This window comes from Delftia sp. 11MD (assembly GCF_050907895.1).
Taxonomy (GTDB): Bacteria; Pseudomonadota; Gammaproteobacteria; order Burkholderiales; family Burkholderiaceae_C; genus Comamonas; species Comamonas tsuruhatensis.
Genome location: NZ_CP194333.1, coordinates 4,443,754 through 4,470,312, shown reverse-complemented (window position 1 = coordinate 4,470,312; position 26,559 = coordinate 4,443,754). Strand labels below are relative to the sequence as shown.

Annotated in this window: 31 protein-coding genes; 3 read left to right on the top strand and 28 right to left on the bottom strand. The window is 66.5% G+C overall.

Translation table 11 applies throughout. The features are described from left to right. Positions 1–15: 15 nt before the first annotated feature. From ACRSCF_RS20470 to ACRSCF_RS20340, 27 genes are all read right to left on the bottom strand, one after another. The gene (locus ACRSCF_RS20470) at positions 16–1,095 is read right to left on the bottom strand and encodes a contractile injection system protein, VgrG/Pvc8 family (protein WP_034368510.1); all 1,080 of its coding nucleotides are present in this window, start codon (positions 1,093–1,095) and stop codon (positions 16–18) included. Next, the gene (locus ACRSCF_RS20465; protein ID WP_034368513.1) at positions 1,095–1,559 is read right to left on the bottom strand and encodes a phage tail protein; all 465 of its coding nucleotides are present in this window, start codon (positions 1,557–1,559) and stop codon (positions 1,095–1,097) included. The genes ACRSCF_RS20470 and ACRSCF_RS20465 overlap by 1 nt, the downstream gene beginning before the upstream one ends. A 12-nt stretch (positions 1,560–1,571) precedes the next feature. After that, positions 1,572–4,076 carry a phage tail tape measure protein gene (locus tag ACRSCF_RS20460; RefSeq protein WP_324622639.1) on the bottom strand — a complete coding sequence of 835 codons (2,505 nt, stop codon included), beginning with the start codon at positions 4,074–4,076 and terminating at the stop codon, positions 1,572–1,574. Then, positions 4,069–4,194, bottom strand: a complete 126-nt coding sequence (locus tag ACRSCF_RS20455) for a GpE family phage tail protein (RefSeq protein WP_096915334.1) — start codon at positions 4,192–4,194, stop codon at positions 4,069–4,071. The genes ACRSCF_RS20460 and ACRSCF_RS20455 overlap by 8 nt, the downstream gene beginning before the upstream one ends. Positions 4,195–4,202: 8 nt before the next feature. Further along, positions 4,203–4,568: a phage tail assembly protein gene (locus ACRSCF_RS20450; RefSeq protein WP_324622637.1), complete on the bottom strand. Its 366-nt coding sequence runs from the start codon at positions 4,566–4,568 to the stop codon at positions 4,203–4,205. Between the two features lie 136 nt (positions 4,569–4,704). Beyond that, positions 4,705–5,214, bottom strand: a complete 510-nt coding sequence (locus ACRSCF_RS20445; protein ID WP_034368518.1) for a phage major tail tube protein — start codon at positions 5,212–5,214, stop codon at positions 4,705–4,707. Positions 5,215–5,250: 36 nt separating this feature from the next. Then, positions 5,251–6,447 carry a phage tail sheath protein gene (locus ACRSCF_RS20440; RefSeq protein WP_324622634.1) on the bottom strand — a complete coding sequence of 399 codons (1,197 nt, stop codon included), beginning with the start codon at positions 6,445–6,447 and terminating at the stop codon, positions 5,251–5,253. A gap of 167 nt (positions 6,448–6,614) precedes the next feature. Then, positions 6,615–7,037, bottom strand: coding sequence for a hypothetical protein (locus tag ACRSCF_RS20435; RefSeq protein ID WP_034368520.1), 423 nt, complete (start codon positions 7,035–7,037; stop codon positions 6,615–6,617). 2 nt (positions 7,038–7,039) lie between these two features. After that, positions 7,040–7,822, bottom strand: a complete 783-nt coding sequence (locus ACRSCF_RS20430) for a hypothetical protein (RefSeq protein ID WP_324622631.1) — start codon at positions 7,820–7,822, stop codon at positions 7,040–7,042. A gap of 2 nt (positions 7,823–7,824) precedes the next feature. Next, positions 7,825–8,526 (bottom strand): hypothetical protein, encoded by a 702-nt coding sequence (locus ACRSCF_RS20425; protein WP_034368527.1) that lies wholly within the window; start codon positions 8,524–8,526, stop codon positions 7,825–7,827. Between the two features lie 9 nt (positions 8,527–8,535). Further along, the gene (locus ACRSCF_RS20420; protein ID WP_034368529.1) at positions 8,536–9,567 is read right to left on the bottom strand and encodes a hypothetical protein; all 1,032 of its coding nucleotides are present in this window, start codon (positions 9,565–9,567) and stop codon (positions 8,536–8,538) included. Then, positions 9,557–11,716 carry a DUF4815 domain-containing protein gene (locus ACRSCF_RS20415; RefSeq protein ID WP_324622629.1) on the bottom strand — a complete coding sequence of 720 codons (2,160 nt, stop codon included), beginning with the start codon at positions 11,714–11,716 and terminating at the stop codon, positions 9,557–9,559. Before ACRSCF_RS20415 ends, ACRSCF_RS20420 begins: the two co-directional genes overlap by 11 nt. A 7-nt stretch (positions 11,717–11,723) precedes the next feature. Beyond that, a complete protein-coding gene (locus ACRSCF_RS20410) occupies positions 11,724–12,212 on the bottom strand; it encodes a hypothetical protein (RefSeq protein ID WP_034368876.1) in 489 nt (162 codons plus the stop codon). A gap of 3 nt (positions 12,213–12,215) precedes the next feature. Next, positions 12,216–13,163 carry a phage tail protein gene (locus ACRSCF_RS20405; RefSeq protein WP_324622627.1) on the bottom strand — a complete coding sequence of 316 codons (948 nt, stop codon included), beginning with the start codon at positions 13,161–13,163 and terminating at the stop codon, positions 12,216–12,218. Then, positions 13,163–14,017: a baseplate J/gp47 family protein gene (locus ACRSCF_RS20400; RefSeq protein ID WP_034368878.1), complete on the bottom strand. Its 855-nt coding sequence runs from the start codon at positions 14,015–14,017 to the stop codon at positions 13,163–13,165. The genes ACRSCF_RS20405 and ACRSCF_RS20400 overlap by 1 nt, the downstream gene beginning before the upstream one ends. After that, positions 14,014–14,367: a GPW/gp25 family protein gene (locus ACRSCF_RS20395; RefSeq protein ID WP_034348225.1), complete on the bottom strand. Its 354-nt coding sequence runs from the start codon at positions 14,365–14,367 to the stop codon at positions 14,014–14,016. The genes ACRSCF_RS20400 and ACRSCF_RS20395 overlap by 4 nt, the downstream gene beginning before the upstream one ends. 2 nt (positions 14,368–14,369) lie before the next feature. Continuing rightward, the gene (locus tag ACRSCF_RS20390; protein WP_324622625.1) at positions 14,370–14,969 is read right to left on the bottom strand and encodes a phage baseplate assembly protein V; all 600 of its coding nucleotides are present in this window, start codon (positions 14,967–14,969) and stop codon (positions 14,370–14,372) included. 79 nt (positions 14,970–15,048) lie between these two features. After that, a complete protein-coding gene (locus ACRSCF_RS20385; protein WP_324622623.1) occupies positions 15,049–15,519 on the bottom strand; it encodes a phage virion morphogenesis protein in 471 nt (156 codons plus the stop codon). Between the two features lie 3 nt (positions 15,520–15,522). Then, the gene (locus tag ACRSCF_RS20380; protein WP_034368880.1) at positions 15,523–16,059 is read right to left on the bottom strand and encodes a phage tail protein; all 537 of its coding nucleotides are present in this window, start codon (positions 16,057–16,059) and stop codon (positions 15,523–15,525) included. Between the two features lies 1 nt (position 16,060). Next, the gene (locus tag ACRSCF_RS20375) at positions 16,061–16,642 is read right to left on the bottom strand and encodes a hypothetical protein (RefSeq protein WP_052151763.1); all 582 of its coding nucleotides are present in this window, start codon (positions 16,640–16,642) and stop codon (positions 16,061–16,063) included. Next, on the bottom strand, positions 16,639–17,223 hold the full coding sequence (locus ACRSCF_RS20370; RefSeq protein WP_432675083.1) for a glycoside hydrolase family protein: 585 nt from the start codon (positions 17,221–17,223) through the stop codon (positions 16,639–16,641). The genes ACRSCF_RS20375 and ACRSCF_RS20370 overlap by 4 nt, the downstream gene beginning before the upstream one ends. Next, complete coding sequence (locus tag ACRSCF_RS20365; RefSeq protein ID WP_034368882.1) at positions 17,220–17,471, bottom strand: hypothetical protein; 252 nt, start codon at positions 17,469–17,471, stop codon at positions 17,220–17,222. Before ACRSCF_RS20365 ends, ACRSCF_RS20370 begins: the two co-directional genes overlap by 4 nt. A 1-nt stretch (position 17,472) precedes the next feature. After that, the gene (locus tag ACRSCF_RS20360; RefSeq protein ID WP_034368884.1) at positions 17,473–17,697 is read right to left on the bottom strand and encodes a tail protein X; all 225 of its coding nucleotides are present in this window, start codon (positions 17,695–17,697) and stop codon (positions 17,473–17,475) included. Positions 17,698–17,699: 2 nt separating this feature from the next. After that, positions 17,700–18,185 (bottom strand): head completion/stabilization protein, encoded by a 486-nt coding sequence (locus ACRSCF_RS20355; protein ID WP_034368886.1) that lies wholly within the window; start codon positions 18,183–18,185, stop codon positions 17,700–17,702. Between the two features lie 106 nt (positions 18,186–18,291). Next, positions 18,292–19,011: a phage terminase small subunit gene (gene gpM, locus ACRSCF_RS20350; protein ID WP_052151764.1), complete on the bottom strand. Its 720-nt coding sequence runs from the start codon at positions 19,009–19,011 to the stop codon at positions 18,292–18,294. An 82-nt stretch (positions 19,012–19,093) separates the two neighbouring features. After that, positions 19,094–20,104, bottom strand: coding sequence for a phage major capsid protein, P2 family (locus tag ACRSCF_RS20345; RefSeq protein WP_324622617.1), 1,011 nt, complete (start codon positions 20,102–20,104; stop codon positions 19,094–19,096). A gap of 51 nt (positions 20,105–20,155) precedes the next feature. Further along, complete coding sequence (locus ACRSCF_RS20340) at positions 20,156–21,001, bottom strand: GPO family capsid scaffolding protein (RefSeq protein WP_034368889.1); 846 nt, start codon at positions 20,999–21,001, stop codon at positions 20,156–20,158. 137 nt (positions 21,002–21,138) lie between these two features. On the opposite strand from ACRSCF_RS20340, the gene ACRSCF_RS20335 reads away from it, so the two are divergent. Both ACRSCF_RS20335 and ACRSCF_RS20330 read left to right on the top strand, forming a co-directional pair. Next, entirely contained in the window at positions 21,139–23,010 is a 1,872-nt protein-coding gene (locus tag ACRSCF_RS20335) for a terminase large subunit domain-containing protein (protein WP_324622614.1), read from the top strand. Beyond that, on the top strand, positions 23,007–24,044 hold the full coding sequence (locus ACRSCF_RS20330) for a phage portal protein (RefSeq protein WP_034368894.1): 1,038 nt from the start codon (positions 23,007–23,009) through the stop codon (positions 24,042–24,044). Before ACRSCF_RS20335 ends, ACRSCF_RS20330 begins: the two co-directional genes overlap by 4 nt. Positions 24,045–24,099: 55 nt before the next feature. Here the strand turns inward: ACRSCF_RS20330 and ACRSCF_RS20325 are convergent, their stop codons facing one another. Continuing rightward, complete coding sequence (locus tag ACRSCF_RS20325; protein ID WP_198818742.1) at positions 24,100–24,276, bottom strand: hypothetical protein; 177 nt, start codon at positions 24,274–24,276, stop codon at positions 24,100–24,102. Positions 24,277–25,142: 866 nt separating this feature from the next. Between ACRSCF_RS20325 and tig the strand changes: the two genes are divergently transcribed. Beyond that, positions 25,143–26,453 carry a trigger factor gene (gene tig, locus ACRSCF_RS20320; RefSeq protein ID WP_016445087.1) on the top strand — a complete coding sequence of 437 codons (1,311 nt, stop codon included), beginning with the start codon at positions 25,143–25,145 and terminating at the stop codon, positions 26,451–26,453. Positions 26,454–26,559 lie beyond the last annotated feature (106 nt).

Here is a 26,559-nt window from a genome sequence, read left to right as displayed (position 1 = left end):
TTTTTTGTATGTACGTTAATTGTCGTCGTCGGGTACTTCCGTCGCCGCATCATCCGCATCATCCTGGGCCTGCGCGTCGCCATCGCCCTGGCGCTCCAGCTCGATCTGCGTGGTGAAGCCACCATCGCCCAGGGCGTGCTCCACGGACTTGACCAGCCAGCCCTCGCCGTCAATCTCGGGTTTGAAGCCCTCCACGGTCACGGCCGCCTGCGGCATGAGGTGGGGCCGGCCCAGGGCCAGGGCCAGGCTCAGGGTGGCGGCGCCACGGTCCACGCGCTGCATCTCCGATTGCGCGGCCTGGCGCGCGGCCTCGGCGCTGGCGAAGTTGTCTTTCAGCGTCTTGACGCTGCCCGTCTTGGTGCCCGCCAGCACGCCCCTGCGGCGGGCGCGCTTGCCGTCAGTCCAGTAGGCGCGCACCCCGGTGTAGTTGGTGCGGTCTGCGGTGTGCCATCGGTGTTGGTCGCCCGATTCGCGCGTGATGTGCACGGGGGCAATGGGCTGGCCGCTGGCGTTGGTCCTGCTGTTGGTGCGCAGAAAGATCAGCTGCCCCTTTTTGACGGTGGCCACGGCGTCGTGCTGGCGTGCCAGGCGGGACAGAAAATGCAGGTCCGATTCGTTGGTCTGGTCGATGTGCTGCACCTTGCGCTCGGCCAGCTCAGGGGCAATGCGCGCCGGCAGGCTGTTGCGCGCGGCAATGTCTTGGACCACGGCGCCCACGGTGCTGTCGTTCCAGCTGTGGCTGGCACGCTCGCGCAGGCTCTTGGCCATGTCCGCGCTGCGGGCGCGCACGCTGATGCGGTCGGGGCTGCCGCCGTGCTCCACCTCATCCACCACAAAGCTGCCCTTGTCCACCAGACCCTCGTGCAGCCAGCCCAGGCGAATGGAGATGGTTGCACCCTTGGGCGGGATGGCCATGCGGCCGTCTGCGTCGTCCAGGGTCAGATCCAGCTGGTCGGCCTCTTCGCCGCGGCTTTCGCGCAGGCGCAATTCGATCAGTCGTTTGCCCACCTTGGGCGTGATGTTGACGCCGTTGATAGTGAGCTGATAGTCCGGCTGCTGGTAGGCGCCAGTGGCCTGGTTTTCGGTTGCCGCCATCACATCCACCAATCCCAGAAGTCGCCATCGTCCCAATCACCGCCGCCCGTGCCGCCATCGCTGCCGCCGCTGGGGTCGGCCTGGGCGTCGTCCACGCGGGCCAGCTCCACGCTGAAATCAATGCGGCGGGGCAGGCCTTCCTTCACGAACACGCTGCCGTTTTCGCTCAGGCGCTGGATGACCCAGGCGCCCAGGTTGTCCCCGGCCCCGTTGACCATGGCGTATGCGCTGCCGGCGTCGGCCATCTTGCGCAGTTCGTCCAGGGTCTTGCGGCCGCCACGGAATTCTGGAACGAACAGTCCGGTAAACGTGATGGTGTCATCGCCCTGGCCCACGTACTGGCGCGCCGGCCGGGCGCCCACGCGGCTGTTGCTGGGGTGGCGCCAGTCGGTTGCGCGCTGCATCTCTTGATACGCGACGGTATCCAGGCCAAACACGAATTGGCCCAGGGTCATCATTGGCATGGTTGGGCTCCTTTATCCCTCGGTGTCGCTGAGCTGGCTGAGCACGCGGGACTTGTTGGCGCGGTCGCGCTTGTCCAGCTCAGCCGCCACGGCGCGGGCTATGTCCTTGGGGTCCATGCCGGGCGCGGCATGAATGTTGATGATGGTGGGGCCGCTGGGCGCCGCCATGGGCGCGCCCGCGCCGGCCGCAGTGCCACGCCCCAGGGCGCTGCCGCTGGGTGCCATCAGCGGCGCGGGCGCCGTGATGGGCATGGCCTGGGCAGCGGCCAGCGCATCGGTGCCGGCAGCGGCCATGGGTGCGGCGGTGACGCCGGCCAGGCCCACGGCAGCCGCTGCGGCCAGGCCCTGGCCCTTCTGGATGCCCAGGGCTGCGCCCTCGGACACCCAGCCGCCGTATTCCATGAACACGCGCGAGGGGCTGGCAATGCCCAGCGTTTCCTTGAACCACTGGCCCACCGATGTGGCGGCACCCACCACGGTGTCTTTCAAGGCAGAGAGCTTGGCCGTTACACCACCAATCAGCCCATCAATCATCTGCCCGCCAATGGTTGCGAAGTTCCCTGCCATTTCCCACAGGTTGGCGAATAGCGCCTTCGCACCGGCTTTGATTTCTTCCCAACGGGTGATGACCAGATATGCCGCAGCAGCCAGGCCAACCAGAGCCAGAATGACGATGCCAATGGGGTTTGCGGCCAGGGCGGCATTCATGAGCCACTGTGCACCCGCGAATGCTTTGCTTGCCATGGCAGCAGTTCGCATGATGACGGTGCCCGCAACCATGGCCCCAGAGTGCAGTATCCAGGCTGCACGCACCGCCACGAGAATGCCGCGCATCCCCAGGATGGCGCCCTTGAGCAGAGCGAATCCGTAGCCCGCAGCGATGGCCACCACCTTGCCCAGCACGAGCGCCGCGACGAACAGAACAATGCCGCGCGTGACACCGGGATAGGCCTGGGTGAGCGCAGACAGGCGCTCCATCCATGGGGCCAACAGGGTCAGCCCGTCATTGAGCGCCGGCAGCAGCATGTTGCCAATGGAGATGCCCATGGCCGCCGCCTGGTTGCTGGCCAGTTTCAGGCGGTTGGCGGTGGTCGCTGCGCGCTTTTCGTACTCGGCATTCACGGCGCCGCCGTACTTGCTTTCGTCCGTGACCTTCTCAAAGTTTTCCTTCAAGGTGTCCAGCTGACTGAGCAGGGGTGCAATGGCCTTGATGGATTCCTTGCCGAAGAGCGTTTGCAGGGCGGCGGCCTGCTGGTATTTCTCCAGCCCGCGCACCTTGTCGAAGACGTTCATCATCGTGGCCGTGGCGTCCTGCTGCATGCTCTTGGCCACTTCGGTGGCGTCCAGGCCCAGGGCCTGCAGGCCCTCGCGCTGGCTCTTGGTGGCGCTTTCGCCGGCCACCAGGGCGAGCATCAGATTCTGGATGCCGGTGGACGCAACCTCTTCCTGCACGCCCATGCCGGCCAGGGTAGAGCCCAGGGCCGCCATGCCCCCGGCCGCCACGCCGGCCACGCCGCCCAGCGGACCCACGCGCGTGACGATACCAAGGATCTGCTTTTCATTGGCCGCGCCCGTGTTGCCCAGCAGGTTGATTTTGTCGGTGAGGGTGGCCACCTCGGGAACGGTCATGCCGAAGGCGGATTTCATCTTTGCCATGGCCTCGCCCGATTCCTCGGCCGTCATGTTGAAGGCCGTGCCCATCTTCACGGCGTGCTCCACAAAGCCCACCCCGCCCTCGCCACCCAGCAGCTGCTTTTCGTCCAGGCCGGACTGGCCGCCGAGGGCCATGATTTGCGCGATGTCCTTGGCCGCCATGGGCAGGCGCTTGGACAGGTCAATGGCGCTTTGGGACATGCGCTCCAGGCCGCTTTTGTCCAGGTCCATGACCTTGTCCACATCGGCCATGGACGACTCGAAGTCAACGGCCATCTTCAAGGGCGCGGCCAGGGATGCGGCCATGGCGGCGCCGTCAAACAGGGCGCCACGCGCATCGCCCCGGGCGGCCTTGTTGGCGTCCACGGCCGCGCGGTGCTTGTTGGTCAGCTCCTGCGCCTTGCGTTGGCGCTCCAGGGCCTTGGTGGTGCGGTCGATGGCCTCGCGCAGCTTGCCTTCTGCCTGGGCCGCATTGGTAATGCCCATTTCAGCCAGGCCGGCGCGCAGGCGTTTGGTCTGGTCAATCTGCCGCTGATAGGTGGCCGCGAGCTTTTGCACTGCGTCGCCAGCGGCGCGATACTGCCCGCCTGCGGCCTTGGCCGCCTCGCCGCCCTTGAGCATTTCCGCCACCAGCGCAGCCTTGGCCGTGCGCGCGGCCTGCAGTTTGGCCTGCGTTTCGCGCAGGCTGGCCTGCATGGCGTTGGCCTTGCCCACGGCGGCCTGCTGCTGCTGGAGCTTGCGCAGCACGTCCTGGGTGCTGCTCACATCCGTGTTCAGCGCACGGGCGCCCGCGCCTATGCGCTTGAGCGGGGCCGAAACCCGGTCGGCCAGGTCCAGCAGCACCTGCAGCTTGAGCTTATCCATGCTTGTTCATCTGTTGATAGCGGTCTGCAGCCAGGGCGCGCCAGTGCATCAGCTCGGCCAGGTCCATGGGGTCCATGTCGGCCGGCCGCCAGTGGAAGATGGCGGCCACGTCGGCCATGGCGTCCTCTACGCGCCCAGGGATTCCATGGCCATCGCCTGATTGGCCTTGGCCGTCTCCAGCTGCTTGGATGGCACCAAAAAATTGACCACCTCCGAAGCGCAGGCCACCAGGTCCACGGGGTCCATGGCCGCCACGTCTTCCCGCGTGAGGGTGGGGGTGGTGATGCGCGGCAGCAGCAGCATGACGGACTCGGCACGCAGGGTCAGCAGCTCGGCCAGGTTGATGCCGCGCAGTGCGCCGGCCAGGGGCTTGCGCAGCGTTACCACGTCGATGACGCCGCCGCCGCGCGGGATCGGTGTTTCCAGCGTGACGTTGACCTGCACGGTCTTGGCGCTGGGAGTGGTGTCGGTGGTCTTGGCTTGGGTGTCCATAGGTGCCTCGGTGGTTTGGTTGTGAAGAAAAAAGCGCCGGCCAAGGTAGTGGCCCAGGCCGGCGCGAAGGGCCGTTTCCCATGCGGCCGGAGACAGACGAGAGGGGAGGGGGAAAACTGTTTGCGGGTGCGGGCCGTCAGATGCCCAGGGCGGTGCGGGTCTGGGCCATGCGGTCCTCGCCGTGGACCTTCTCGACCAGGTTCACGAAGTCGATTTCAAGGATGGTTTCGCCGTCGATCACTTCCTTGTAGTAGCTCAGGCTGTACTTGAAGGTCTGCTCCACCATGTCTCCAGCCTTGGAGCTGCCGGGGTCGCGCTCGGTCAGGCGCCCGCGCATGACGACTTCGACGGCCTGCACGCCCTCGCTGTCATCGGTCTGCAGGGCGCCGGCAAAACGCAGCATCACGGCATCGTGCTTGGCGGCGCCCCATTGCTTCATCAGGCCCTTCATGTAGCCGGCCGCCTTGAGCTCGGCTTCCATCTTGTCCTGGCCCATGTCCAGATCAACGGGGCCATTCATGCCACCGCCCCGGTATTCCTCCACCTTGCGGGTGAGGGTGGGCAGGGTGACTTCGGGCATTTCGCCCATGTAGTTCTCGCCGTCAATGAAGGTGGCGAAGTTCTTGAGTTTGCGGGGCAGTCCCATGGGTTGGATCTCCTGTGTGCTGGAATGCGGCCGTGCTTATTGGCCCGTGCCCACGCGCATGGCGAAGTCGCCGAAATACTTGTCGGTGATGCGCTGGCGAAAGCCCAGATCCTCCAGCGGCGGCACGGGCGTGTAGTCGTAGTCAAGGACCAGCTTGCCGGCCTTGAGCGCTTCGGTGGTGTTGACTTCGGCGTCAAACCAGGCGCGGCCGTCGAGGATGTAGCCCAGGGCCTTGAGTTCGCGGAACTTGGCATTGATGCCTTCCACGATGTCTTTCACCATGCTGGGGTGCATGGGCTTGTCAACAAAGGCGAAATGACCTTCTGCCATGGTGTCGGCCAGCACCTGGGCGGTACGCACGCTGGACTCGAAGCGGAACAGTTCGTCCGTGCTGCAGGTGCGCGATCCCCAGAAGCGATAGCCCTGGGAATTGATCAGCGTGGTGACGTTGCCCTCATTGAGCAGGTTCGCGTCCGTCTCCGAGCTTTGCAGGTCGAAATACACGTCCTTGCTGATGCCCACCGGGCCATTGAGCGGCACGTTGGAGAGGGTCTTGTGCCAACCCTGCTCCACGTCGATGCGGGCGCGCAGCCCCATCGCATAGGCCACGGCCGGCGCATTGATGGCCTTGTTTGCCGTGGTGTTCCACGCTTTGAAGTCGGGCCAGATGACCATGGTTTCCCGGGCGCCGAAACTCCCTGCATACGCCAGGGCCTCGCTCACATCGTCGGCGCCGTGGGCCTGCACGTAGGCCATGGCGCGCAGCTGGATGGCGGCGGCCGTGAGGGCATCGGCCACGGGCTTGGTGTCCAGGCCCGGGGCTCCCAGGATGCGCGGCTTGACGCCCAGGTGCTGCTGCGCGGTGATCAGCGCCTGAATGCCGGAGCGCTTGCCGGCCACGTTTTCGCCAATGACCAGGCTGGTCTGGTCAGCCTCGATGGCTTCGGCTGTTTCGCCCGCGCCCACGGGCACGCGCACGATGACCAGCACGGGGCGGGACTGGTCCTTGATGAGCTTCAAGGCCTCGGGCAGCGTGCCCTTGGTGCCCGCCTTGTCCAGCGCTTTCTCGATGTTGGTGAAGAGGACAGGGGTATCGAAGGGGAAGGCATCGTCATCGGCTTCGGGGCCGGTGGCCACCAGGCCGATGACGGCTGTGGAGACGATGCGCAGCGTGGTGGTCCCGGTGTTGACTTCCGAGACGCGCACGCCGTGGTGGTAGCCGGCGAGTGACATGGTGATGGGCTCCTGCAGGGGTTCGGTGGGTGTGCGGTGTGTGTCTGCATGTTCCCCCGCCCGCGCGTAGGCGGCCAGCGATAGGGCCGGTGCGAGCCGGTGCTACCCCAAAGACAAAGCCCGCCGAGTGGCGGGCTTGCGGTGGTGGCACGGTTGGCGCGGCCAGGTCAGGCCGGCAGTTCGTCGGGGCGCGGCGGCGTGTCCGTGATCTGCAGCGCGCGGCCGTCTGCGATCAGGCCCACGGTTTCCAGCAGCTGCACGCCGGCCGCCACGTCCGGGTCGTCCAAGTCGATGAAGCTGGCCAGCTCCTGGTCCTTCAACGTGCTGCGCAGCTGGGCGGCCTGCTGGCGTTCGCCGCTGGTGGCATCGGCGCGGTCCACGGCGGCCCATTCGATGGCGGCGCGCTCGGTGGCGGTGAAGCGGCGGCGGAAGGCCAGCGGGGTGATATGGCGGTGGATCTGCGGCGCAGGCAGCTCCTGCTGCTCGGCCAGGCGCCAGCGGCCGGGGTACAGGGCCTGGGCTGCGGCCTCGTCGGCCACGATCGTGTTTTCCACGGTGCCTGCGGCGGTCATGATTTCAATGGTCGGCATGGCTATACCAGTCGTTTGAAAAGTCGGATGTAACCCAGGCCATCGCCCCCATTGCGGGCTCCGGTGTCTCCCCGGCCCGCCGAGGCGCCACGGCCTGGGGCGCTTTTGGTGGACGTGTCGGTGCTGCCGCTTCCGCCCGCGAACATGCCAGACAGGGCCGAATTGTTGGGGGCGCCCACGCCCGGGTCGCCAGCCGCGCCACCGAACAGGGTGATATCCCAGGGCCAGACGTAGGCGCCACGGGGCTGGCCATCCACGCCACCGGCCAGCGCCACGGCGTGGTCCCCTGTGGATGTATTGAGGTTGTAGGTTTTGCCGCCCAGATCCACCGCCGCGCCTGCCATGGGGGCCACGCCGCCGCCCATGGGTTGCCGGCCGCGCAGCCAGAAGTCTGCACCGGCCACGGTGGCCGCGACGGGGCTGCGCGCCGTGGGGCTGGCTGGCCCCGCATCGCCGCCCTGGCAGGTCATTAGCGTTGCGCCGTTCTGGCGCACAAGGGTGGTGCCGCCGGCAGGGGCGGGCGAGCCATCGGCCGAAGCCACGCCACCGCCCGCGCCAATCACAAAATCGATCACGTCACCCGCACGCACGGCCACCATCTTCACGCCCCAGGGCGCAGAGTTGCCGGGCGCGGCCGAGCGGCTACCGCCCGCGCCGCCGCCCATGCCGGTGAGGATGGCCCAGCCGTCATCCACCACGGTATAGCCGGCCGTGGCAGTGACCATTTCGGCACGCACCATGAGGCGCATGCCTGAGTCGCCCAGCAATTCGTCCAGATTGCGCATGCTCAGCCCTTTGTCAAAGTCCAGTTGTTGCTGCCTGCGAATTCAAGGCGCACGCGCCAGGCGCGGGTGTTGAATTTCACATCGTCGGCCACGCCGTTGATGGTGTGCGCCGCGTTGCCCCGCAGCAGCGTGAAATTGCCGGTGCGCCAGTTGCCCGATGGGTCACGCAGCTCGATGCGGTCACCCACGGACGGCGCAGCCGGCAGGGGCCTGCTGAAAGCCGCATCCACACTGAGCGTGTATTCCACGCCCGCGCGCAGGGCCTGGCCGTTGGTCGAGCTGTTGGCCGTTTCCTGGCGCAGTCGGCGCAGCGCCGTTTCGCCCGTTTTGGCCTGGTCGGCGTTGGTGGAATCGGCAACCGCCTGCAGGTGCACGGATTTGCTGCTGATGTCCTGCTCCAGCTGCGCCAACTCCTGGTTGACCTGCTGCATGGCCGCCGTCAGGTTCTGCCCCGCCTGCTGCGCCACTTGGTCCAGCCCCTGCAGCGTGGCTTGCTCCAGCGCTTGGAGCGCATCGTTTGCGGCCTTGGTGTCGATGCTCAGGCCCATGCCGTGCACCACGCCGTCCAGCAGGCGCAGCGCCGCGCGCAGGCGCACCACGTCGAATTCCAGTTTGTTGTCATGGTGGGGCAGGGGCAGCTGCAGGTGCTCCGTGGTTTCCTCCACGGGCGGCAGATCGGTGTCGGTGTCTTCGGTCTGACTCATGGCTGGCCTTTACAGAATGGCGGCGCGCAGGTTGTGCACCTTGGGCCGCGCCGTGCTGGTACCGGTGAGCGTGAGGCGCAGGCGCAGGCCCGTGCCGTTGACGCCCTGCAGGCGGTGGGTCATTTCGATGATGCCGGCCGTCTGCGGGCTGCTGGATGCAAAGGGCACGATCTGCCAGGCGCTGTTGCCGGCGATCTGCGCATGCACGGCCACGGCGGCGCCGGGCGGTATGTCTCCCTCGAAGATGACGCGCAGATCCGTGCCGCCTGCGGTGGCGATCACGGGGGTGATGTAGTCGCCACTGTCCAGCAGACTGCCCACGGCCAGGGCGGGCGCGGGCTCCAGCACGGGGCCCAGGCCGCTGCTGCCTACGCGCAGGGTTGCCTTCACGGTCACATCCCCGGTATGGGGCGTGTCCAGGCGCACGGGCTGGCCGGAGTCCGCGGCGATGCTGCGGGCCACGGCGCCGCTGCCGTCCAGCAGCTCGATGGCGTAGCCAATGCGGGCGCCGGCATCGGGCTGCTGTGCGCCGGCATTGACCAGCAGCATGGTGGCGCGGTCCACGGCCTGAGTGCCCAGCGTGACGGTTTTGCTGCTGGCCGTGTACTGCACGGCCAGCATGTCAAAGCGCAGCATGCGGTTGCTGTGGCGCGTGACGATGCCCGATGCGTTGACTTCCAGCAGCTGGCCCACGTCTGCGGCCGGCGCCGTGATCCAGCCGCCTGCAATGCCCGCCTCGCCCACCTGAGCGACGGCCAGCGCGGTGGTGGTGTCTGCCGCGCTGACGCAGATGGCATAGCTGGTGCGCGCCTGCAGCAGCACCGGCGCTGCCAGCAGCACGCGCGTGGCCGTTCCATCGGTCTTGATCTGGCCCATCTCCAGGCGCTGCTGGGCCTGGGCCGGTGCGGGCAGGCCTGCATCATCCAGCGGCCCCAGGGTGACGATGACGGGGCCGCCCGCTGCCGTGAAGTACAGATCCAGGGCCGCGCATTGCTGCGCCGCCTGCGGCGTGGTGATCTGGATGAGGGTGCTATACGACATAGGTGATGGTTTCCGAAGAGCTGCCCCGGGCGTTGTAGTAAGTGGAGTACATGCCATCGACGCGCAGGCGCAGCGCTGCACTGCCGACAAATTGCGCGGTGCCGCTGCTGCCGTAGTCGCCCGTAGCCTTGACAGCCTTGGCCCCCACGGGGATGCCGCTGGGGATGGTGAAGCGCCCGGCCAGCACGCCCGCTGCGTTGGCCACCAGGGTGCCGCCCGCCTGGGGGCTGGCCACCACGGTCTGCCCGTCGAATTGCAGCAGCTTGAGCGGCTCGCCTGCGTTGAATCCGGCGATGCTGAATTGCACCTCGATGCTGCGCATGGTGAGGCCGCTGGTGTCGATCAGGGCCGGGTCTATTTGCTGGGCGTACTGCTCGGCCAGCGTGCCGGTTTTCTCCATGGGAATGCCGATATAGGCGCCCGTGACCCAGACGGGATAGGCCAATTCCTTGGGGTGCTCCCAGCGGTCGCGGTCCGGGGTCAGCGTGATGGTGGCGGGCAGGGCGCCGGGGGTCGGCGTGCCGGTGATGACCATGGCGCGGCTGTAGCCGGTTTGGCTGATGGTCTTGGCTAGGGTGTAGTCCAGGCCCTGGCTGGTCTTGCCGTCGCCCAGGGTGTGGGCGTCCTCGGCCTCGTACAGCTGCAGCGCGCGGCCCGCGATCATGGCCGTCTGCGGCATACCCTGGTCGCGCATGCTGTTGTCGATCATGGGATCTGCGAAGTAGCCTTTTTTGAGCCCGCTGTATCGGCCGTTGATGTCCAGGGCCAGCCGCAGCTCGGCCAGGTCCATCTCCATCTCATCCATGCGCTGTTTGTAGCCGACGAGGGTGGGCATGGAGACGGTGCGCACGCCGTCGCCATCGGTGCGGCGGGTGTCCGGTTCCCAGCTCTGGTAGATGCTGGCCAGGGCCAGCAGGCCCTCGGGCACGTCGGGCGCCACGGGTTGCCAGGTGGCAGGCATGCCCTTGACCACATCCAGGCCACCAGCGGCGTTGATGACGATGCGGTCAATGCGGCGCAGCGCGTGGCGGTAGTCCACGAGGATCAGCGTTCCGGGCAGGGCGCCCGCAACGTCAAAGCCGCGCGTGGTCTGGTTCTGCACGCCCTCGGTGCTGATGTATTCGTAAGTGGCGGTGTAGGTGCTGCCCGGCGTGGGCTCGGCGCCGGCCGGGCTCCAGTCGATTTGCCCCGCCGTGAGCTTGTAGTCAATGTCTTTCTGGTAGGTGGTGCCGCCCTGCGTGATGCTGTTGATCTGCACCACGCTATTGACGGGCAGCGGATCTGCCGCACCCACGAAACTGCCGTGCACCACGGGGTCGGTGCGGCGCCGCTGGATACGCACCTGCGCGGGCTCCAGCACGGGCCAGCGGTCGAATGCCACATGTTGCAGATTCTCGGTGCTGCTGCTGTGGGGCTCGCTGCTGATGGCGGCCATGTCGGCCTGAGCTGCGAACACCAGGCGCCGGTCGGCGGGTACTTCCACGGCCGCACCGGCTACGCGGGCCGCGCCCGCGCCGATGGCGTAGACCTGGCGGCCCTCGCTGTCGTCCGCCAGCTGCAGGGCCTTGAGTCCGCGCACTGCGTAGGTGCCGCCCGCGCTGTCCACGTCATAGCGCTTGATGGCTTCGGCCACGGCATTGGCCTGCAGGCCTGCATCGCGCGGCTTGACGATGCCGTCTTCGATGGTCCAAACGGGGTAGAAGTCGCCCGCGCCCTGGCCCTGCAGACCCCAGGCCACGGTGAGCTTGACGCGGTCGGCGCCGGGCTCGCCGTAGCCGCTGGTTCCCACGGCGGGGTTGTAGAGGTCCGTGTCTTCCTCGGCCGTGACGATGCGTGTGCTGTAGTGCACGCCCACGGTGACGGTGCCTTGCACGGGGATCTGCAGCTGGGCAGCGGCCACGTCGCGCACGCCGCCGGCCAGGTAGATGCTGCCGGCCTCCAGCTGGCAGGCGCCGGTTTCGGCGTTGACGGTGCAGCGCGCGCCCGTGGTGATTTCGCCATCTGCGAACAGGGCATCGGCCACGCGGCGCAGCTGGTAGCGCGCCTCGGCCTGCATTTCGTTGGGCTCCGCCGATTGCGCTACGCGGTCGGCGTGGAACACATGGGCGATATAGCCCTTGGCAGGGTCGTGTCGGTTGTAGGAGGTCATGAGCGACTCACAGAGGGATGACGATTTCTTCCGTGGCCTTGGTCGTACCGCTGCGCAGCACTGGCGGGCGGTACTCCATGCAGTAGACGGTGCCCGGGTTCTCGATCTCGGCCGGCGTGAGGTAGCGCTGGCCAGGCGGTACGCCCGCCTTTGCCTGGGTGCCAAAGAAAACGCCGCATTCGCGCACGGTTTCGCCCTGGGCATCGGCAAAGGCAAAGGTGGTGCGCAGCAGCAGAAAGGGCGTGGGCACCGGGCTGGTCTTGTAGTAGACCTGTCCGGGCATTTCGATATCGTGATCCAGGGCGGTGCCGGGCACGGCATAGCCCACGTCCACCACGACGCGGCGGCCGATTTCGTCCATCAGTGCGGTGCTGGTGGACGGGTTGGCGGGCGGCGCAACCCATGCCCCATCACCACGCCCCCATGCGATATGTGCGCCCAGGGCGGCCAGGGATTTGGCCAGCGCAATGCGGCCGGCGTCTTGCAGTGTCTGCATGGCTTACTCCGTTGATTCTGTGGTCTTGCTGTGGATGTTGGATTGCTGCCAGCGTCCGCTGTCCCAGCTGCCCGTCCATCGGCGCGCGGGCGCGATGCGCGCCGGGGCGTTGCTGGCCGTCCAGACAACGGCGCCGGCAAGGCACTGCGCGGGGCGCGGGGCCGTGGTCGCTGCCCAGCTTTCGCCGCTGACGGACCATGGCGGATGCTGCGGACGTTGGGGCGCATGGCTTGGCGCCAGGTGCAACTGGCCGCCGCCCGCCAGGCGCTGCAGGCGGGCGTCCCAGCGCCACACATCGAGGCGCAGTTCATCGGCGCGGCGCATGCGGCCGCTGGTGTGCAGGTGGTTCGCGCTGCGCAGGGGCGTGAGCTTGGGCGCCTGGGCCTGGGACTGGTTGATGCGGCCTTGGCTGCCGATGACGGGCGGCTCACCCTCACCCACGTCCACGGGCGTGCCGCTGTCGTTGTCCCAGAGGGCGCCGTCCAGCTTGGGCGCGCGGTCCCAGCGCAGGGCGCGCAGATCGAAGCGGTAGAACACCCGGTAGAAATGGACGTGCAGCGGGATGCTGGCCCGCACCACATGGGCCATGCGCGCGATATCGGCATTGCTGACTTCGCGGCCCGGGTTGATGTGCAGTCGCGCGCCGTCCTCTTCCAGGGTCACGCTCAGATAGCCCTGCCAGGCCAGCGCGCGTCGCACGGCGGCGGCGCTGCCACGCTCGCGCAGCCAGGGCAGGCCCTTGGCCAGCAGCTCGCGCGGGTCGGAAAAATACCGCTCGAATTGCCCCAGCTGCCACTGCTGGGCCAGCCATGGCAGCAGGGCCGGGTGCTGGGCGGTGCTGGCCGGCTCGGCCGCGTCGGCCATGGTGCCCCAGTCGCGCGGCAGCGTGGTGTCTATCACGCGCTCCAGGCTGGTGGATGCCGGGGGCAGGATGCTGCGGCGCGCGTCCATCAGGCCACCCCTGCGTCGATCAGGTCCACGGCGCCCAGGGCCGGGAATTCGCCGGCAGCGATGGGCGTGATGGGCGCGGGCCGCGTGTTGTCCGGGTAGTCCACGGCGTGCACGCCATCGACGTGCAGCAGCGTGGTGATGTAGCTGCGTGCCACGCTGCCGTCCAGGCTGGCCATGCCGGCAAAGGCCGCCTGCAGGCGCGCCTGCAGCTGCTGCAGCAGGCCGGCCGGCGCGGTGCGCGTGCGGGTGATGCGGGCGGTGATGTCGATGGTGCGCGGCACGGCCACGGCCACATTGACGGGCACGCCCAGCATGCGGGCGTTGTCGGCATTCAGCGCCTCGGACACCAGCTGCCGCACGGCCTGGGCTTGGGCCTGGTCGGTGATCCACAGCATGACGATCACGCTGCCCGGCGCGGCCTGGCTGGCCCGCACGGCGCGCACCAGGGGCGAGGCGGTGAGGGCGTGAAATTCGTAGTGCTCTCGCGTGCCCTGGCCGGCCAGCGCGGCGATGCGCAGCTGCAGGCGGGTGCGCAGGCGGTCGTCGGCTTCGCCATCCTGGCGGGTCACGCCGTACTGCGCGGCCAGGTGGTCGAGGTCGCCGCCCGTGGCAAAGGCCAGCAGGTGGGCGCGGGCGGCATCGTTGACGCGGGCGCGGTACAGCAGCTCACGGTAGGCGCAGGCCTCCAGCAGCTTGACGATGGGATCTGATTCAAGCGCGAGGACTTCGGCCAGCTCGGGCGCGCGGGCCAGTATGTCGGCCTTGAGGTCGGCCAGGATCTGCTCGAAGTCCAGCGGCTCGATGATCTGCGGGGCGGGGAGGGTGGCCAGGTCTGTGCCCGGGGATTGGCTCATGGCGCGCCCCCGATGGTGACGGCCAGGCGCAGGGCGCGGGCCTTGGCGGCGGCGCCGGTCAGCAGGTTGCCCACCACGGTGATGGTGGCGCGGCCCTTGGTCAGCGGGTCGCGCTCGATGTTGAGCTGCTGCAGCTGCAATCGCGGCTCCCAGCGCATCAGGGCACTGGCGGCGGCGGACAGCAGGCGGATTTCAGTGGTGCGGTTGTCGGGCTGGTCCACCAGCGCGGGCACAAGCGAGCCGTAATCGCGGCGCATGACGCGCGTGCCGATGGGCGTGGCCAGGATGTCGCCGATGGACTGGCGCAGATGCTCCACCTCGGTGATGGCGCGGCCGGTGTTGCGGTCCATCATCACAGAGGCCCCCCGGTGTTGGCAGGACCTGGCTCCACGCCGCTGTGGCGGTGGCTGGCGAGGCTGATGCCCTGGGCCACGATATCCACGCTGGAGGTGATGCGCTCGGCCGTCATGCTGAGTGATGCGCCGCCCACGTTGAGCTGCAGGCTGCTGGGGGTCATGTGCAGGCGGCACTGGCCCTGCCCCACGTCCAGCGTGATGGATTCAAGGCAGAGGATTTCCAGGGCGCCGCGCAGCCACTGCAGGTAGTTGTCTTGCGCCCACTCCATGCGCTCGCATTCCGGCTGGTCGCTTGGCTGCGGCATGGCGTCGGAGTACAGGCCCACCAGGGCCACGCCCTGGGCCATGTCGCCGCCCTGGCACAGCACCACGGCCTGCTCGCCCACCACGGGCGGGGACCAGTGCCGGCCGCCCTGGGCGCCGCCAGCGCGCAGGGCGAGCCAGGGGAGCCATGCCGTGGTGTTGTCGCCCACCTTGACGCGCAGGCGGGCCGGGCTGGCCAGCTGCACGGCGGCCACGGTGCCGCGCCGGATCAGGTTCTCCAGGCGGCGGGCGGCCTCGTAGGGCGATTCGGTTTGTGCGACGGGCGATTCCATGGCCCCCATGGTGGCCACGCACGCGCGCGAAGGCCACAAGCATGGCCGGTGCCAGGCGGTGTAACCGCCGAGAGGCGATCTAGAGTTTCAGGTGCTGCAACACCAGGGTGCGCAGTTTGTCCAGATCCTCGTCGCCATAGCCCAGCAGCTCGCGTGCCGGGTAGTCGTAGCGCGGGCCTCGGCCCGGGTTCACGTCGTCGGTTTCGCCGAAGTGGTGGACGCGGGCCACGCGCTGGGCACGGCCCAGGAATTCGACCACGGCGCCATCGGTCTGGCCCTTGGCCTGCAGGGCTTTGGCGCGCTTGAGCTTGGCCATCATGGGGCCGGTCTTGGTTTCAAAGCGGGGCTTGCGCCGGCCCTTGAGCGAAGGGGGCGGCTTGCGCGCTTCCCAGCGGCTGCCGTCCGGCGCCTGCTGCTGCGTCATGCGGCGCGTGTTGGTGGTGCGCAGGCTGCGAGCCACCTGTGCGGCGAGGCGCTTGCGCTCGGGCGGGCTGAGCTTTTCGAGGAATGCGCCGGCCCAATCTTCCAGGGCCTTGAGTTCCTGGGCCATGGCTTACAGCGGCATGCGTTGGCGCCACACGGGCGGCAGAAATTCCCAGGTCGCCAGCTTTTGGTCCCGCATCCACAGCTCCCAGACTTCGAGCTGCCGCACGTCCTGGCCATCGAAGCGCTGCAGACCCACAGGGCCGGGCTCGGGTGGATGGGTGATTCGCAGGCGCGTGTCGTGGTCCGGGTCTGGTGTGACTATGGCGCGCTCTGTGAGTTCGATCTGTATGCCCAGGTCGTAGGTGGATGCGCCTATCGGTTCCACGCCGAAGCGTATGGCGTTCTCACGCTTGGCGGGGTTGTCGAACAGCTCGGGCTGGTTGACCTGGCACCAGGCCAGCAGCGGCACCATGATGGCGTCCGGGTGGCCCGCGTAGCCCAGCAGGGTGGCATAGGCGGTGTATCGGTACTCGAAGGACAGCGAGGCCGTGCCCGTGGCGATGAGGCGGCCGTCATCGCCATAGACGATGAAATTCTCAGGGTCGCGCGCCAGGTCGGGCGCGCATTGGGCCAGGAAGTCGCGCAGGCTCTGCAGCTTGAGCATGTCAGCCCCCCATGCCGGCCAGCGTCTGCTCGGTCCAGCGGTCCATGGCCTTGCGCATCAGCTCGTATCGGTCAATGCAGTAATTCAGCTCCCGGATTCCCTGGTCCCCATCGTGGGCGATGTCGGCAAGATTTGCTGCTGCCGTTGGGTCAAGTTGGGCATACGCGGTTTCAGGCCCAGCGGCTCCACCCTGGGCGGGGCCGCGTGGCGCAGCTCCACCGCAGGCGGGCACTGCAGGGACGATGGGGACGCGCACGCGGACAGTGCCAGCACGCACGCCAGCGACATGGGTTTGGTGAGAGGCATTGGCGTTTCCTTGGGTGGTTTCGAGTTTGGCTTTCTGGTCGGCGATCTGCATGCGCAAGTCGCGCTCTGTGTCGTCGCGCTCGGCGCGCAGCTTGTCCACAGCCTCGTCGGCCTTGCGCTGCTGATCCTGCAGGGCGGTCTGCTGGGCCTTGGCGGCGCTGCGCCCTTCGTAGAGCACGCCCATGTAGAACGCAGCCAGGAGCAAGGCCAGGAGCAGCACGCCCGTCAGAAGGAATTGCGAGCCGAGCAGGCCGCGCTGGTGATGGTGTGGTGTCACGTCAGGGCCTCCATGCAGGCGCTGTGCCGCGCGAGCTGCCGGGTCCAGACGCCGCGGCAAACGCGGTTGCCCGGCGTGCTGCAGTCAAAGCGCCAGCGGCGCGGCCGGCCCGCGCTGTCCCATTGGTAGGCGGTCCAGCCTGCGGCCTCCTGCCGGGCGCTGGTCATGTAGCGATAGGCCAGGTAGGACTGGCAGGCGCCGGCATAGTCGCCGGCCCGAGTGCGCACCAGCATCGAGGAACCGCGCCAGACGCCGCATCCATACTGGCCCGCGAAGTCCACGGCCTGGGCGAATTCAGCGGCATGCATGGGCGTGTCGCCCAGCGAGTCGCGCACGCAGGTGCCGTATTGCGCTTCCAGCAGGTTGGTGGCCAGCTGCCGGGCGCGCTCGCGCGTGATCGGCGGGTCAGCCATGGTCACGCGCGTGCCGTCCTCGTAGCGCGTGGCGCCGTGGCCGATGGTGGGCACATCGCCCTGCACCGGCACGATGGGCGCCGAGCTGAAACCCTCGGCCGCAATCCAGGCGGTGACGATGGCCGCGCCGATGCCCAGCAGCTTGGCGGGGATGCGCTGGCCGCTCATGCCTGCACCTTGCAGGCTGCGGCCTGGTCCAGCGCCTCGCGCGCCTGCTTGGCGCGGCGGTCTTCGCGTTCATTGCTCCAGCGCCACAGCAGGTATGCCGCCTGCAGCAGCACGTAGAGGATGGTCAGCGCCGTGGCCGTGTGGGTCATGGTCCAGCCATTGGCCACGTTCGCGGCCACGACGGTGACGGGCGGGGCGGCCTTGGCGCCCTCCAGGGCGGCGGTTCGCACAATGGTTTCGCGGTCCATATCAATCCCACAGTTGAATCATTGGGCGGGCCGGCGCGGGCGCGGCCACGAGTTCGACGGGCTCGCCAGCGCCCAGGCCTGCGGCACGCTTGGCCAGGCCTGGGTGGGCGTTGAGCGTGGCTTCCACGGCGCCGGCCGTGCGGCCGAGGTGGCGGTGGCACAGGGCGTCCAGCGTGTCGTGCTCGTGGGCGCGCACGGTGGTGGTGGGGCTGCTGCTGGCGGCCATGGCTACAGCAGCTCCACGGTGCAGCGGGCACGGCCCACCAGGTCGGCAATGGCCCAGCGCTGGTTCTTGCGGTGGTATTCCACCTTGGCCGCCAGGGCCTCGCGCACGGCTTCCTCGCCGCCGCCACCCACCTTGGTGGCCGCGCTTTCGCGGTAGGCCTCTTGCAGATCCGCCTGCAGGCATTCGTGCACGGCGCGGCGGTAGTGCAGGAGCTTGGCGCTCTCCCCGCCTACCTGCGGCGCTGGCACGTCGCCCAACTGCGCATAGCCCCAGCGTGCGCGCTGCTCGGCCGCCCACTCGGCCAGCTCGGCATTGACGCTGAGCATGGCGTCCTTGAGGGCCGGCAGCAGGCGGGGGCTGGTCGCGGTGCCGTCGAGGCGGCATGCGTCGCGCACGGCAGCGGGCGACATGTCCGGGAACCATCCGTCATTGGTCACGGTGGGCTCGGTGGCCGAGGTGGGCGGGTTGGCGGTGGCGATCATCGACATGGTGAACGGCGGCGGGGTTGTAGGTGGGCGGTGGTCCGTGGCGTTGGCCGTGCATGGCAGGGCCAGATGGCCGTGGCCACGGAGCCGCCCGGCGCGGGGGGTTCGCTCAGGTGGGAGGGTTGGACTGCAGCTCGGTCAAGCGGCGCTCCAATCGCTCCACGTCTTTTTTCACGCCCACCTTTTCAAACAAGGTGACGGCGCGTGTCAGGTGCTCCAGCGCGATTTGCACGGGCTGCAGCTCCAGCTGTTTAGGGTCCACCTCGGTGGTGGTCGTCTTGCCCATGGCGGCCCAGCCGATGGCCTTGTGCAGCTTGGCGCGCACTTGGTCATGGATGTCCAGGCCGGTGGTGAGCTGGTCCACCTTGGCCAGCGTGACCATGGCGTCATGGCCGGCCAGCTTGCCGGCAATGGCGGCCTCGGCGGTTTCCTCCATGACCACGGCCGGCAGGTCGCGGTTGTACTGGTCGGGCATCTTGAGCTGGTGACGCAGCGCGTAGTCGGCCAGCTCCAGGACGCGGGGCCAGTTGCCTACGTCGATCTGCCACACGAGCACTTCCACCAGCACCGGGTCTTGCGCGCCGGCATCGGCCTGCAGCACGCCGTCGATGTAGGCATCAAAGTCGGGCAGCAGCTTGACCTTGGCCGCGATCTTGTTGTCCACGGCCTTGATGTTTTTCAGCGTGGACTTGTGGGCGTGGAGCGTGGCCAGCATGAGCTGGTGTTCGCTGCCTTGCATGGGGCCGTGCGGGTCGATGGCGGCGGATGCGGCGGCCTCTTGTTCCGCCAGCACACGCATGCGGTGCAGGCGCGCGGGAGTCATTGGCATGGTGTGTTCCAGGTGGTGGCTTGCAACATGGGCCGCGCCGCTGAGCTGCAGCACGGCCCTGGCCCCTCGGCTTGGGGCCGGGCTATTCGATGAATTCGATGTTTTCGACGAAGGCGCACGCGCCGAAATCCTCGATCACATAGTCGTCGTTGGAGCTGTTGAAAAAGTCCACCTGGTTCATGGCCGGGTTGTCGATGATGGCCTTGCGGCGCGCATCGCGTTGCCAGTAGATGGATAGGTTTTCCAGCGGCGTGATGAGCAGGCCGCCGTCGATGAAGAACGGCACGGTCACGGCCTGGGTGCCGCCCAGGCGCATCTGGCTCACCACCATGTCGGCCGCCAGGCGCTCGCTGGGCAGATCGTTGTTGTTCACGATGGGGAACAGCTTGTCATGCATCAGGTCGTCGCTGCAGATGGCGCGCAGAGCCGCGCTCTTGCGGTGCCACGCATCGATAAGCGAGTGCTTGGCATCCATCGCCAGGGCGTCGAGGTTTTTATAGTCGCCACCCGGTCCCACGGTGACCTTGCCCGCCACCTTGCCGGAGGACATGACGCGCTGCGGCGCCTCTTCGCGCAGGCGTTGCAGCCACCCTTTGGTCAGGTCTTGCAGCAGCGGGTTGGTGGTCAGGTTGGTGGTGGCCTCGGCCTTGACGCCGTTCCAACCCACCATGATGCGGTCCAGCGCATTGCGTTCCGCGATCAGGTTGCTGATGCGCACCTGAAAGTCGGGGAAATGGGCCCAGGCATCCAGCATCGCGTACTTGATGTGCGTATCGGAATCGATCTGCCGGCATTCGTATCCGCTCTTGTCCTTGCCGGTCGGATCCTTGGTCTTGCGGGGGCCGTTCGCGTCGGTATCGGTGCGGCTGGCCACGGGGCGGGTCAGGCTCAGGCCCACTTTGTCGCCCTTCTGCGGCGTGACGGGCAGGACGCTGATGGACTTCAGGAACGAACTCGATTCCTGCATGCGAGTCTCCAGTTTCTGCTGGACGGAGGGCGACACGTTGAAGTGCCGGCCGACGCTGGCCACGCCCGACAGCTGGGCTTGCCGTTGCGTGTAGGCATCGAAGAGGGCAGCGGTTTCGTTGCGCATTGTGGGTTTCCTCGGTGATTCGTTGGTGGTCGGTTGGGCCGGTCGCGGCGGTCAGTAGTCGGCCAAGGCCTGGCCGTTGCCGCCCGTGGCGGGTGGGCGTTGATGGCCCGGCTGCTCCTGCTGGCTGAGCTTTTGAACGAGTTCTTTGTGCTGCGTTTGCAGTTGGGCGAACTGCCCGGCCATTTCGTCCTGCTTTTCCGCCATGGTCTTGAGCACCTTGCCGGCCTCGGCAAAGGCTTCCACCAGCGGTGCCTGGTCAGCCGTAGCGCTGTGCGTCTGCACAGACTCGGGCTTCTTCTCGGGCTGCGGCGGGGAGAGCTTGTCCAGCAATTTGGAGAACATGCCCACCACGGCCTGCATGGCGCCTGCCTCGCTGCCAGTAGGGGCGGCGGCTTCTTGCTCCAGCTCCAGGCTGAAATGCTCGGCGGCGGTGAAGAGGTTGCCCGGCTTGACCTTGCGGCCCGCCAGCGGGCTGGCGTTCGGGTGCTGCGCGGCAAACTGCAGCATCTCGGTGCCCAGGCTGGCCGGCGTGTCGGTGACGGCCAGGCCGACCATGTAGGCCTCGCCGGAGCCCGCGAAATCGGGGTCCACCTCGATGGAGGTATAGAGCTTCTGGCCCTTCTGGTTGATGGCGATCAGCGAGTCCAGGGGCTGAATCTGCGCATACAGCGCGAGCTTGCCGTCTGCCTCCTGCTTGGCCTGCACGGAAAGCACGTCGCCCTGGGCGGCAAACGAGCTGTCAGGCAGCAGGCCGCGCATGTGCTCGATCCAGACACGAGCGGCGTATTTCTTCGGGTCGAAGTTGCGAGCCATTTGCTCGATCCACGCCCGAGAAATGGTGCGGCCATCAGTAGTGGCACCTTCGGTAGCCACGCGGAACAACTTGGACTTTTTCATGTGTGCAGGTTGGCGAGTAGGTTGATAGGCCCCTTTTGGGGATGCCTCTATGCTCCCGCCGCACCGCGTAGGCGTCCAACTGAATGGCCGGTGCGAGGCGATCACAGCGGGCAAAGGTGATGCGCGCGCGCGAGGGCATGCAGACACTCGACGGCATGACTTCTGCCGTGCGCCGAAAGAGGCCTGCCAACCCCTTCCCCATCCAACCCGACGCCACGCCGGCCGACGAGGTGCAGCTACTGCATGACCTCACTGCAGACGGCGAGGCGGGCCAGCGGCGCCAGGCTCGAGCGCTGTACTGGATGGGGTGGCGCATCACCCATATCGCCGAGCACCTGGGCATTGCGCGCACCACGCTGCACGACTGGAAAAAGGCCGATGGATGGGATGCGGCCAAGCCCGTGGAGCGTGTGGAGGGCTCGCTGGAAATGCGCCTGTGCACGCTCATCCACAAGGAGGGCAAGGGCAACGGCGATTACAAGGAAATGGACGCGCTGGGGCGCGCCATGGAGCGCTTGGCGCGCGTGCACAAGTACGAGCGCACGGGCCGCGAAACGGATCTGAATCCGACCATTGAAAAGCGCAATGCCGGGCCAAAAAAGCAGCCCGAGCGCAATCACTTCACGTCCGAGGACGTGGACAAGATCACGCAGGCATTTCTGGATTCACTTTTCAACTACCAAAACACATGGTGGGAGCAGATCCAGCAGCGCACGCGCGCCATCCTCAAATCGCGCCAGATCGGGGCAACGTGGTACTTCGCCCGCGAGGCCCTGATTGATGCCCTGCAGACGGGCCGCAATCAGATTTTTCTTTCGGCCAGCCGTGCGCAGGCCCATGTTTTCCGGCAGTACATCATCGCGTTTGCCAAGGAGCATTGCGATATCGATTTGAAGGGCGACCCCATCGTCCTGAGCAATGGCGCCACGCTGTATTTCCTGGGCACGAGCGCCCGCACCGCGCAGTCGTATCACGGCAATCTCTATTTCGATGAATTCTTTTGGGTCAACAACTTCACGGAGCTTTGGAAGGTGGCCAGCGGCATGGCCATCCACAAGCATTGGCGCAAGACGCTGTTTTCCACGCCCAGCAGCCTGCAGCACCAGGCCTATGCGCTGTGGAGCGCCGAACGCATCAACAAGAAGCGCGCCAAGAAGGACCGCATAGAGCTGGACCTGAGCCATTCGCACCTGGCTGGAGGCTTCACCGGCGAGGACAAGATATGGCGGCAGATTGTCACGGTGCTGGATGCGCAGCGCGGCGGCTGCAATCTGTTCGACCTTGACGAGCTGCGCTTCGAGTATTCGGACGAGGAATGGGACAACCTGCTCATGTGCGGGTTTGTCGATGACACCTTCGCCGTGTTTCCACTGTCCACGCTGATGCGCTGCCATGCCGACAGCTGGGACGCATGGAGCGATTTCAAGCCTTTCACGTTGCGGCCGTATGGCAGCAAACCCGTCTGGATTGGCTATGACCCCAGCCACACGGGCGACTCTGCCGGCCTGGTGGTGCTGGCCGCGCCAGACAGGCCCGGGGGCAAATTTCGCGTGCTTGAGCGCATCCAGTTCAAGGAGCCGGACTTTGAGGACCAAGCCGAAGTCATCCGCAAGATGACGGAGAAATACAACGTGGCTCACATCTGCATCGACACCACGGGTCTGGGTCAGGGCGTTTATCAGATCGTTAAGAAGTTTTTCCCGTCCGTGAAGTCGCTGCAGTACAGCGTGGAAGTCAAAACGCGCCTGGTGATGAAGGCGCAAAGCCTGATGCGCGCCGGCCGCTTTGAATTCGATTCCGGCGACGTGGATCTGCAGCGCAGTTTCATGGCCATCAAACGCGAATTGACGGGCTCGGGCAAAAGCGTGACCTATGCGGCGGGCCGTGGCGGCGAGACAAGCCACGCGGATCTGGCCTGGGCCTGCATGAATGCAATGGATAACGAGCCGCTGGAGGCCGTCGCCGTGGGCGGCGTTTCCAGTCGCACGACTTTGGAGATTTTTGGATGACAGAACCCACAACCCCAGCGGGCACCATGACGGCGCCGGCCACTGCCGAGGCTTTCTCTTTCGGCGAACCCGAGGCCGTGCTGGACCGGCGTGAAATCTTGGACTATGTGGAATGCTGGCTCAATGGGGATTGGTACGAAACCCCCATCAGCTTCGATGGCCTGGCGCGCACCCTGCGTGCTGCCACCCACCACGAAAGCGCCATCCAGTTCAAGGCCCAGGTGCTCGCCAGCACGCTGCGCCCTCATCCGCTTCTGAACCGCGCCACGGTGCAGTGGGCTGCTCTGGACTTCCTTGTTTTCGGCAATGGCTACTTTGAGCGCCCGCGCAATCGTCTGGGTGGCTCATTGCCCCTGCGCCACGTACTGGCCAAGTACACAAGGCGGCATCGTGGTCTGAAACTCTTCGGGTTCCGCCGCACCTGGCAGGAAGAGCACACGTTTCCCGAAGGCAGCATTTGCCACATCCTCCAGCCCGATGTGCACCAGGAAATCTATGGACTGCCTCAGTACCTGGCCGCTCTGCAGTCCGCCTGGCTCAATGAGTCGGCCACGCTGTTTCGGCGCCGGTATTACAACAATGGGAGCCATGCCGGATACATCCTCTATCTGAGCGATCCCGAAGTGGCAAAAGACGATGTGGATGCGCTGCGCCAGGCCTTGAAATCTTCCAAGGGCATGGGCAATTTCCGCAATCTGTTTTTCCATTCGCCCGGCGGCAAAGAGAAAGCCATCCAACTGCTGCCCATCGGCGAGGCGGCGGCCAAGGATGAATTTTTCAACATCAAGAACGTGAGCCGCGATGACCAATTGGCCGCCCACCGCGTGCCTCCGCAGCTCATGGGCGTGGTGCCGGCCAATGCAGGTGGCTTCGGCGATGTGGTCAACGCTGCACGGGTGTTCGCGCGCAACGAAATCCTGCCCCTGCAGACGCGCTTCGCGCAGGCCATCAATGAATGGATGGGGGATGTTGTCTGCAGCTTTGACCCCTACCTACTGCCCAGCATTGAGCCGGCCCAGCAAGGCCTGGTGTAGACGGGAAACGATGGAACAAAGGGGCCTGCATGCAGGCCCCTTTTTCTTTGGCGCCTCAGCTGGTGGCGCGGTCCAGCGTCTTGAGAGCGGGTTGCAGCAGCTGCCGCACATGACAGGCAGGTATGGGGTTTGCCTGCGCCGCCTGCAGCAATGCATCCAGGGCAATCAGGCTCGCATAGATGTCCCGCGCTGCCGCATGCATCGGCTCATCCGTCTCATTGCTATCGCTCACTCGTGACCCCTTCTGTCTCTTGGTTCTGTGGAAATATACAGTGTTCTACTGTTTAAATATACAGTAGTTTTGAATCTGTAACTTTTCGCTTACGCACCTGCAGGCCTCCAGCGCGCTTGACCCATGCGCCCTGTCCCACCCCTTGCCGCTGCCCCGACGCGCTGCCCAGCGGCCCGCCACGCCCCTGCACGCCCCCATCGCAGGGCACCCCCTTTCCCGCCACCCTGCCGAAAAGCCCTATCTTGACCGCCAGCGCGCGCCGAGACCCCCGCCTCGCCCCCGCTCTAAATGTGTGGCTTTCGACGGCCCTGCCGGCCGGGCCCAGCGCCAAGCGCGGCGCGGCTTGCGCGGCGATGTGGCCTGTATTTCACATGACGATATTTGACGATCAAATAGGGCTTTTGACGGTTGCCCGGCGGCCTGCGTGGGCGGAGGGCTTGCGATAATCGCAACAACAAGCCCCGAGCCCCGCTGTAATCCCGCATTTGGTGCATAAGCTTTTGATTTTTATTGATTTTCGACCCGCCCCCCGCGCACCACGCACCAACGCCGCTCAACTGCGGCCAACACTGCTCAAGCCCGCTCCCTGTAGGGACGGCCCGTTTGCAAACGGATTGGGGGATTCCCCGCAAGTGGGTGCGTCCGGAGGTTAAAACCGCCTCGTTTATAATGTCCGGCTTCGCTTACATCACGGGTTGAGCGAACCATGTGCGGTCCCCAGCGGCCAGGCGCATGTGATGTAAGCCCTTGAAATCTGAGGTGCCGCGCGGCCGACTGGCTTTGGCTCGCGTTGCACCGTGACTTTTGCGCAATACGGTGCGGGCTGTACAGCAGCCGGCACGGTCCAATCCCTCATAGGAACAAACATGGCCGTTACTGTTGAAACCCTTGAAAAGCTCGAGCGCAAGATCACGCTGAGCCTGCCCCTGAACTCCATCCAGAGCGAAGTCGAGAACCGCCTCAAGCAAGTGGCGCGCACCGTGAAGATGGACGGCTTCCGTCCCGGCAAGGTGCCGATGAGCGTGGTGGCCCAGCGTTATGGCTATTCGGTGCAGTACGAAGTGCTCAACGACAAGGTCGGCGAGGCTTTCGCACAGGCTGTCAACGAAGCCAAGCTGCGCGTGGCCGGCCAGCCCCGCATCTCCGAAAAGGAAGGCGCTCCCGAGGGCGAGGCACAGTTCGAAGCCATCTTCGAAGTGATGCCTGAAGTCAAGATCGGTGACCTGACCTCGGCCGAAGTCGAGAAGCTGACCGCCGAAGTGGACGACGCCGCCATCGACAAGACCGTGGACATCCTGCGCAAGCAGCGCCGCACCTTCGCGCAGCGCGCCCAGGCCGATGTGGCCGTGGACGGCGACCGCGTGACCGTGGACTTCGAAGGCAAGATCGACGGCGAGACCTTCTCCGGCGGCAAGGCCGAAGACTTCCAGTTCCTGGTCGGCGAAGGCCAGATGCTCAAGGAATTCGAAGACGCAGTGCGCGGCATGAAGGCCGGCGAGTCCAAGACCTTCCCCCTGGCTTTCCCCGCCGACTACCACGGCAAGGACGTGGCCGGCAAGACTGCCGACTTCCTGGTGACGGTCAAGAAGATCGAAGCCGCCAACCTGCCCGAAGTGGACGAGGCCTTTGCCAAGGCCCTGGGCGTGGCTGAAGGCACGGTCGAAGGCCTGCGCGCCGACATCAAGAAGAACCTGGAGCGTGAAGTCAAGTTCCGCGTCCAGGGCCGCAACAAGCAAGCCGTGATGGACGCCCTGGTGTCCAAGGCCGAGCTGGAACTGCCGAAGGCTTCGGTGCAGGCTGAAGTCGCACGTCTGCTGGAAGGCGCCCGCGCCGAGCTGCAGCAGCGCGGCATCAAGGACGCCGACAAGGCCGAGATCCCTGAAGACGTGTTCCTGCCCCAAGCCGAGCGCCGCGTGCGCCTGGGCCTGGTGGTGGCCGAGCTGGTGCGCGCCAACGAGCTGCACGCCACGCCCGAGCAGATCAAGGCCCACGTGGAAGAGCTGGCCGCCAGCTACGAAAAGCCCGAAGACGTGGCACGCTGGTACTTCGGCGACCGCCAACGCCTGGCTGAAGTCGAAGCCGTTGTCATCGAAAACAACGTGACCGAGTTCGTGCTGGGCAAGGCCAAGGTCTCCGACAAGGCCGTGTCCTTCGACGAACTGATGGGCCAGGCCTGAGGGTTTGAGCACCGCCTGCCTGCCGCTTCGTGAGATCGGCGGGCGGGTTGGCATCTGCGGGGCTTGTGCTTTGGCGCACAAGCCCCATTTTCTTTCCGGATACGGC

Bases quoted from the DNA above. Each gene is read 5' to 3' on its own strand.
- ACRSCF_RS20365 (WP_034368882.1), bottom strand. From the start codon at position 17,471: ATGGACCGCGAAACCATTGTGCGAACCGCCGCCCTGGAGGGCGCCAAG.
- ACRSCF_RS20445 (WP_034368518.1), bottom strand. From the start codon at position 5,214: ATGGGACTGCCCCGCAAACTCAAGAACTTCGCCACCTTCATTGACGGC.
- ACRSCF_RS20345 (WP_324622617.1), bottom strand. From the start codon at position 20,104: ATGCGCAACGAAACCGCTGCCCTCTTCGATGCCTACACGCAACGGCAA.
- ACRSCF_RS20460 (WP_324622639.1), bottom strand. From the start codon at position 4,076: ATGGATAAGCTCAAGCTGCAGGTGCTGCTGGACCTGGCCGACCGGGTT.
- ACRSCF_RS20435 (WP_034368520.1), bottom strand. From the start codon at position 7,037: ATGCCGACCATTGAAATCATGACCGCCGCAGGCACCGTGGAAAACACG.
- tig (WP_016445087.1), top strand. From the start codon at position 25,143: ATGGCCGTTACTGTTGAAACCCTTGAAAAGCTCGAGCGCAAGATCACG.
- ACRSCF_RS20405 (WP_324622627.1), bottom strand. From the start codon at position 13,163: ATGGACGCGCGCCGCAGCATCCTGCCCCCGGCATCCACCAGCCTGGAG.
- ACRSCF_RS20410 (WP_034368876.1), bottom strand. From the start codon at position 12,212: ATGCAGACACTGCAAGACGCCGGCCGCATTGCGCTGGCCAAATCCCTG.
- ACRSCF_RS20440 (WP_324622634.1), bottom strand. From the start codon at position 6,447: ATGTCACTCGCCGGCTACCACCACGGCGTGCGCGTCTCGGAAGTCAAC.
- ACRSCF_RS20455 (WP_096915334.1), bottom strand. From the start codon at position 4,194: ATGGCCGACGTGGCCGCCATCTTCCACTGGCGGCCGGCCGACATGGAC.
- ACRSCF_RS20395 (WP_034348225.1), bottom strand. From the start codon at position 14,367: ATGGACCGCAACACCGGCCGCGCCATCACCGAGGTGGAGCATCTGCGC.
- ACRSCF_RS20420 (WP_034368529.1), bottom strand. From the start codon at position 9,567: ATGTCGTATAGCACCCTCATCCAGATCACCACGCCGCAGGCGGCGCAG.
- ACRSCF_RS20400 (WP_034368878.1), bottom strand. From the start codon at position 14,017: ATGAGCCAATCCCCGGGCACAGACCTGGCCACCCTCCCCGCCCCGCAG.
- ACRSCF_RS20450 (WP_324622637.1), bottom strand. From the start codon at position 4,568: ATGGACACCCAAGCCAAGACCACCGACACCACTCCCAGCGCCAAGACC.
- ACRSCF_RS20360 (WP_034368884.1), bottom strand. From the start codon at position 17,697: ATGGCCGCCAGCAGCAGCCCCACCACCACCGTGCGCGCCCACGAGCAC.
- ACRSCF_RS20355 (WP_034368886.1), bottom strand. From the start codon at position 18,185: ATGTCGATGATCGCCACCGCCAACCCGCCCACCTCGGCCACCGAGCCC.
- ACRSCF_RS20415 (WP_324622629.1), bottom strand. From the start codon at position 11,716: ATGACCTCCTACAACCGACACGACCCTGCCAAGGGCTATATCGCCCAT.
- gpM (WP_052151764.1), bottom strand. From the start codon at position 19,011: ATGCCAATGACTCCCGCGCGCCTGCACCGCATGCGTGTGCTGGCGGAA.
- ACRSCF_RS20465 (WP_034368513.1), bottom strand. From the start codon at position 1,559: ATGCCAATGATGACCCTGGGCCAATTCGTGTTTGGCCTGGATACCGTC.
- ACRSCF_RS20340 (WP_034368889.1), bottom strand. From the start codon at position 21,001: ATGAAAAAGTCCAAGTTGTTCCGCGTGGCTACCGAAGGTGCCACTACT.
- ACRSCF_RS20425 (WP_034368527.1), bottom strand. From the start codon at position 8,526: ATGAGTCAGACCGAAGACACCGACACCGATCTGCCGCCCGTGGAGGAA.
- ACRSCF_RS20470 (WP_034368510.1), bottom strand. From the start codon at position 1,095: ATGGCGGCAACCGAAAACCAGGCCACTGGCGCCTACCAGCAGCCGGAC.
- ACRSCF_RS20390 (WP_324622625.1), bottom strand. From the start codon at position 14,969: ATGGAATCGCCCGTCGCACAAACCGAATCGCCCTACGAGGCCGCCCGC.
- ACRSCF_RS20380 (WP_034368880.1), bottom strand. From the start codon at position 16,059: ATGCTCAAGCTGCAGAGCCTGCGCGACTTCCTGGCCCAATGCGCGCCC.
- ACRSCF_RS20430 (WP_324622631.1), bottom strand. From the start codon at position 7,822: ATGCGCAATCTGGACGAATTGCTGGGCGACTCAGGCATGCGCCTCATG.
- ACRSCF_RS20385 (WP_324622623.1), bottom strand. From the start codon at position 15,519: ATGGCCCAGGAACTCAAGGCCCTGGAAGATTGGGCCGGCGCATTCCTC.
- ACRSCF_RS20335 (WP_324622614.1), top strand. From the start codon at position 21,139: ATGCAGACACTCGACGGCATGACTTCTGCCGTGCGCCGAAAGAGGCCT.
- ACRSCF_RS20370 (WP_432675083.1), bottom strand. From the start codon at position 17,223: ATGAGCGGCCAGCGCATCCCCGCCAAGCTGCTGGGCATCGGCGCGGCC.
- ACRSCF_RS20330 (WP_034368894.1), top strand. From the start codon at position 23,007: ATGACAGAACCCACAACCCCAGCGGGCACCATGACGGCGCCGGCCACT.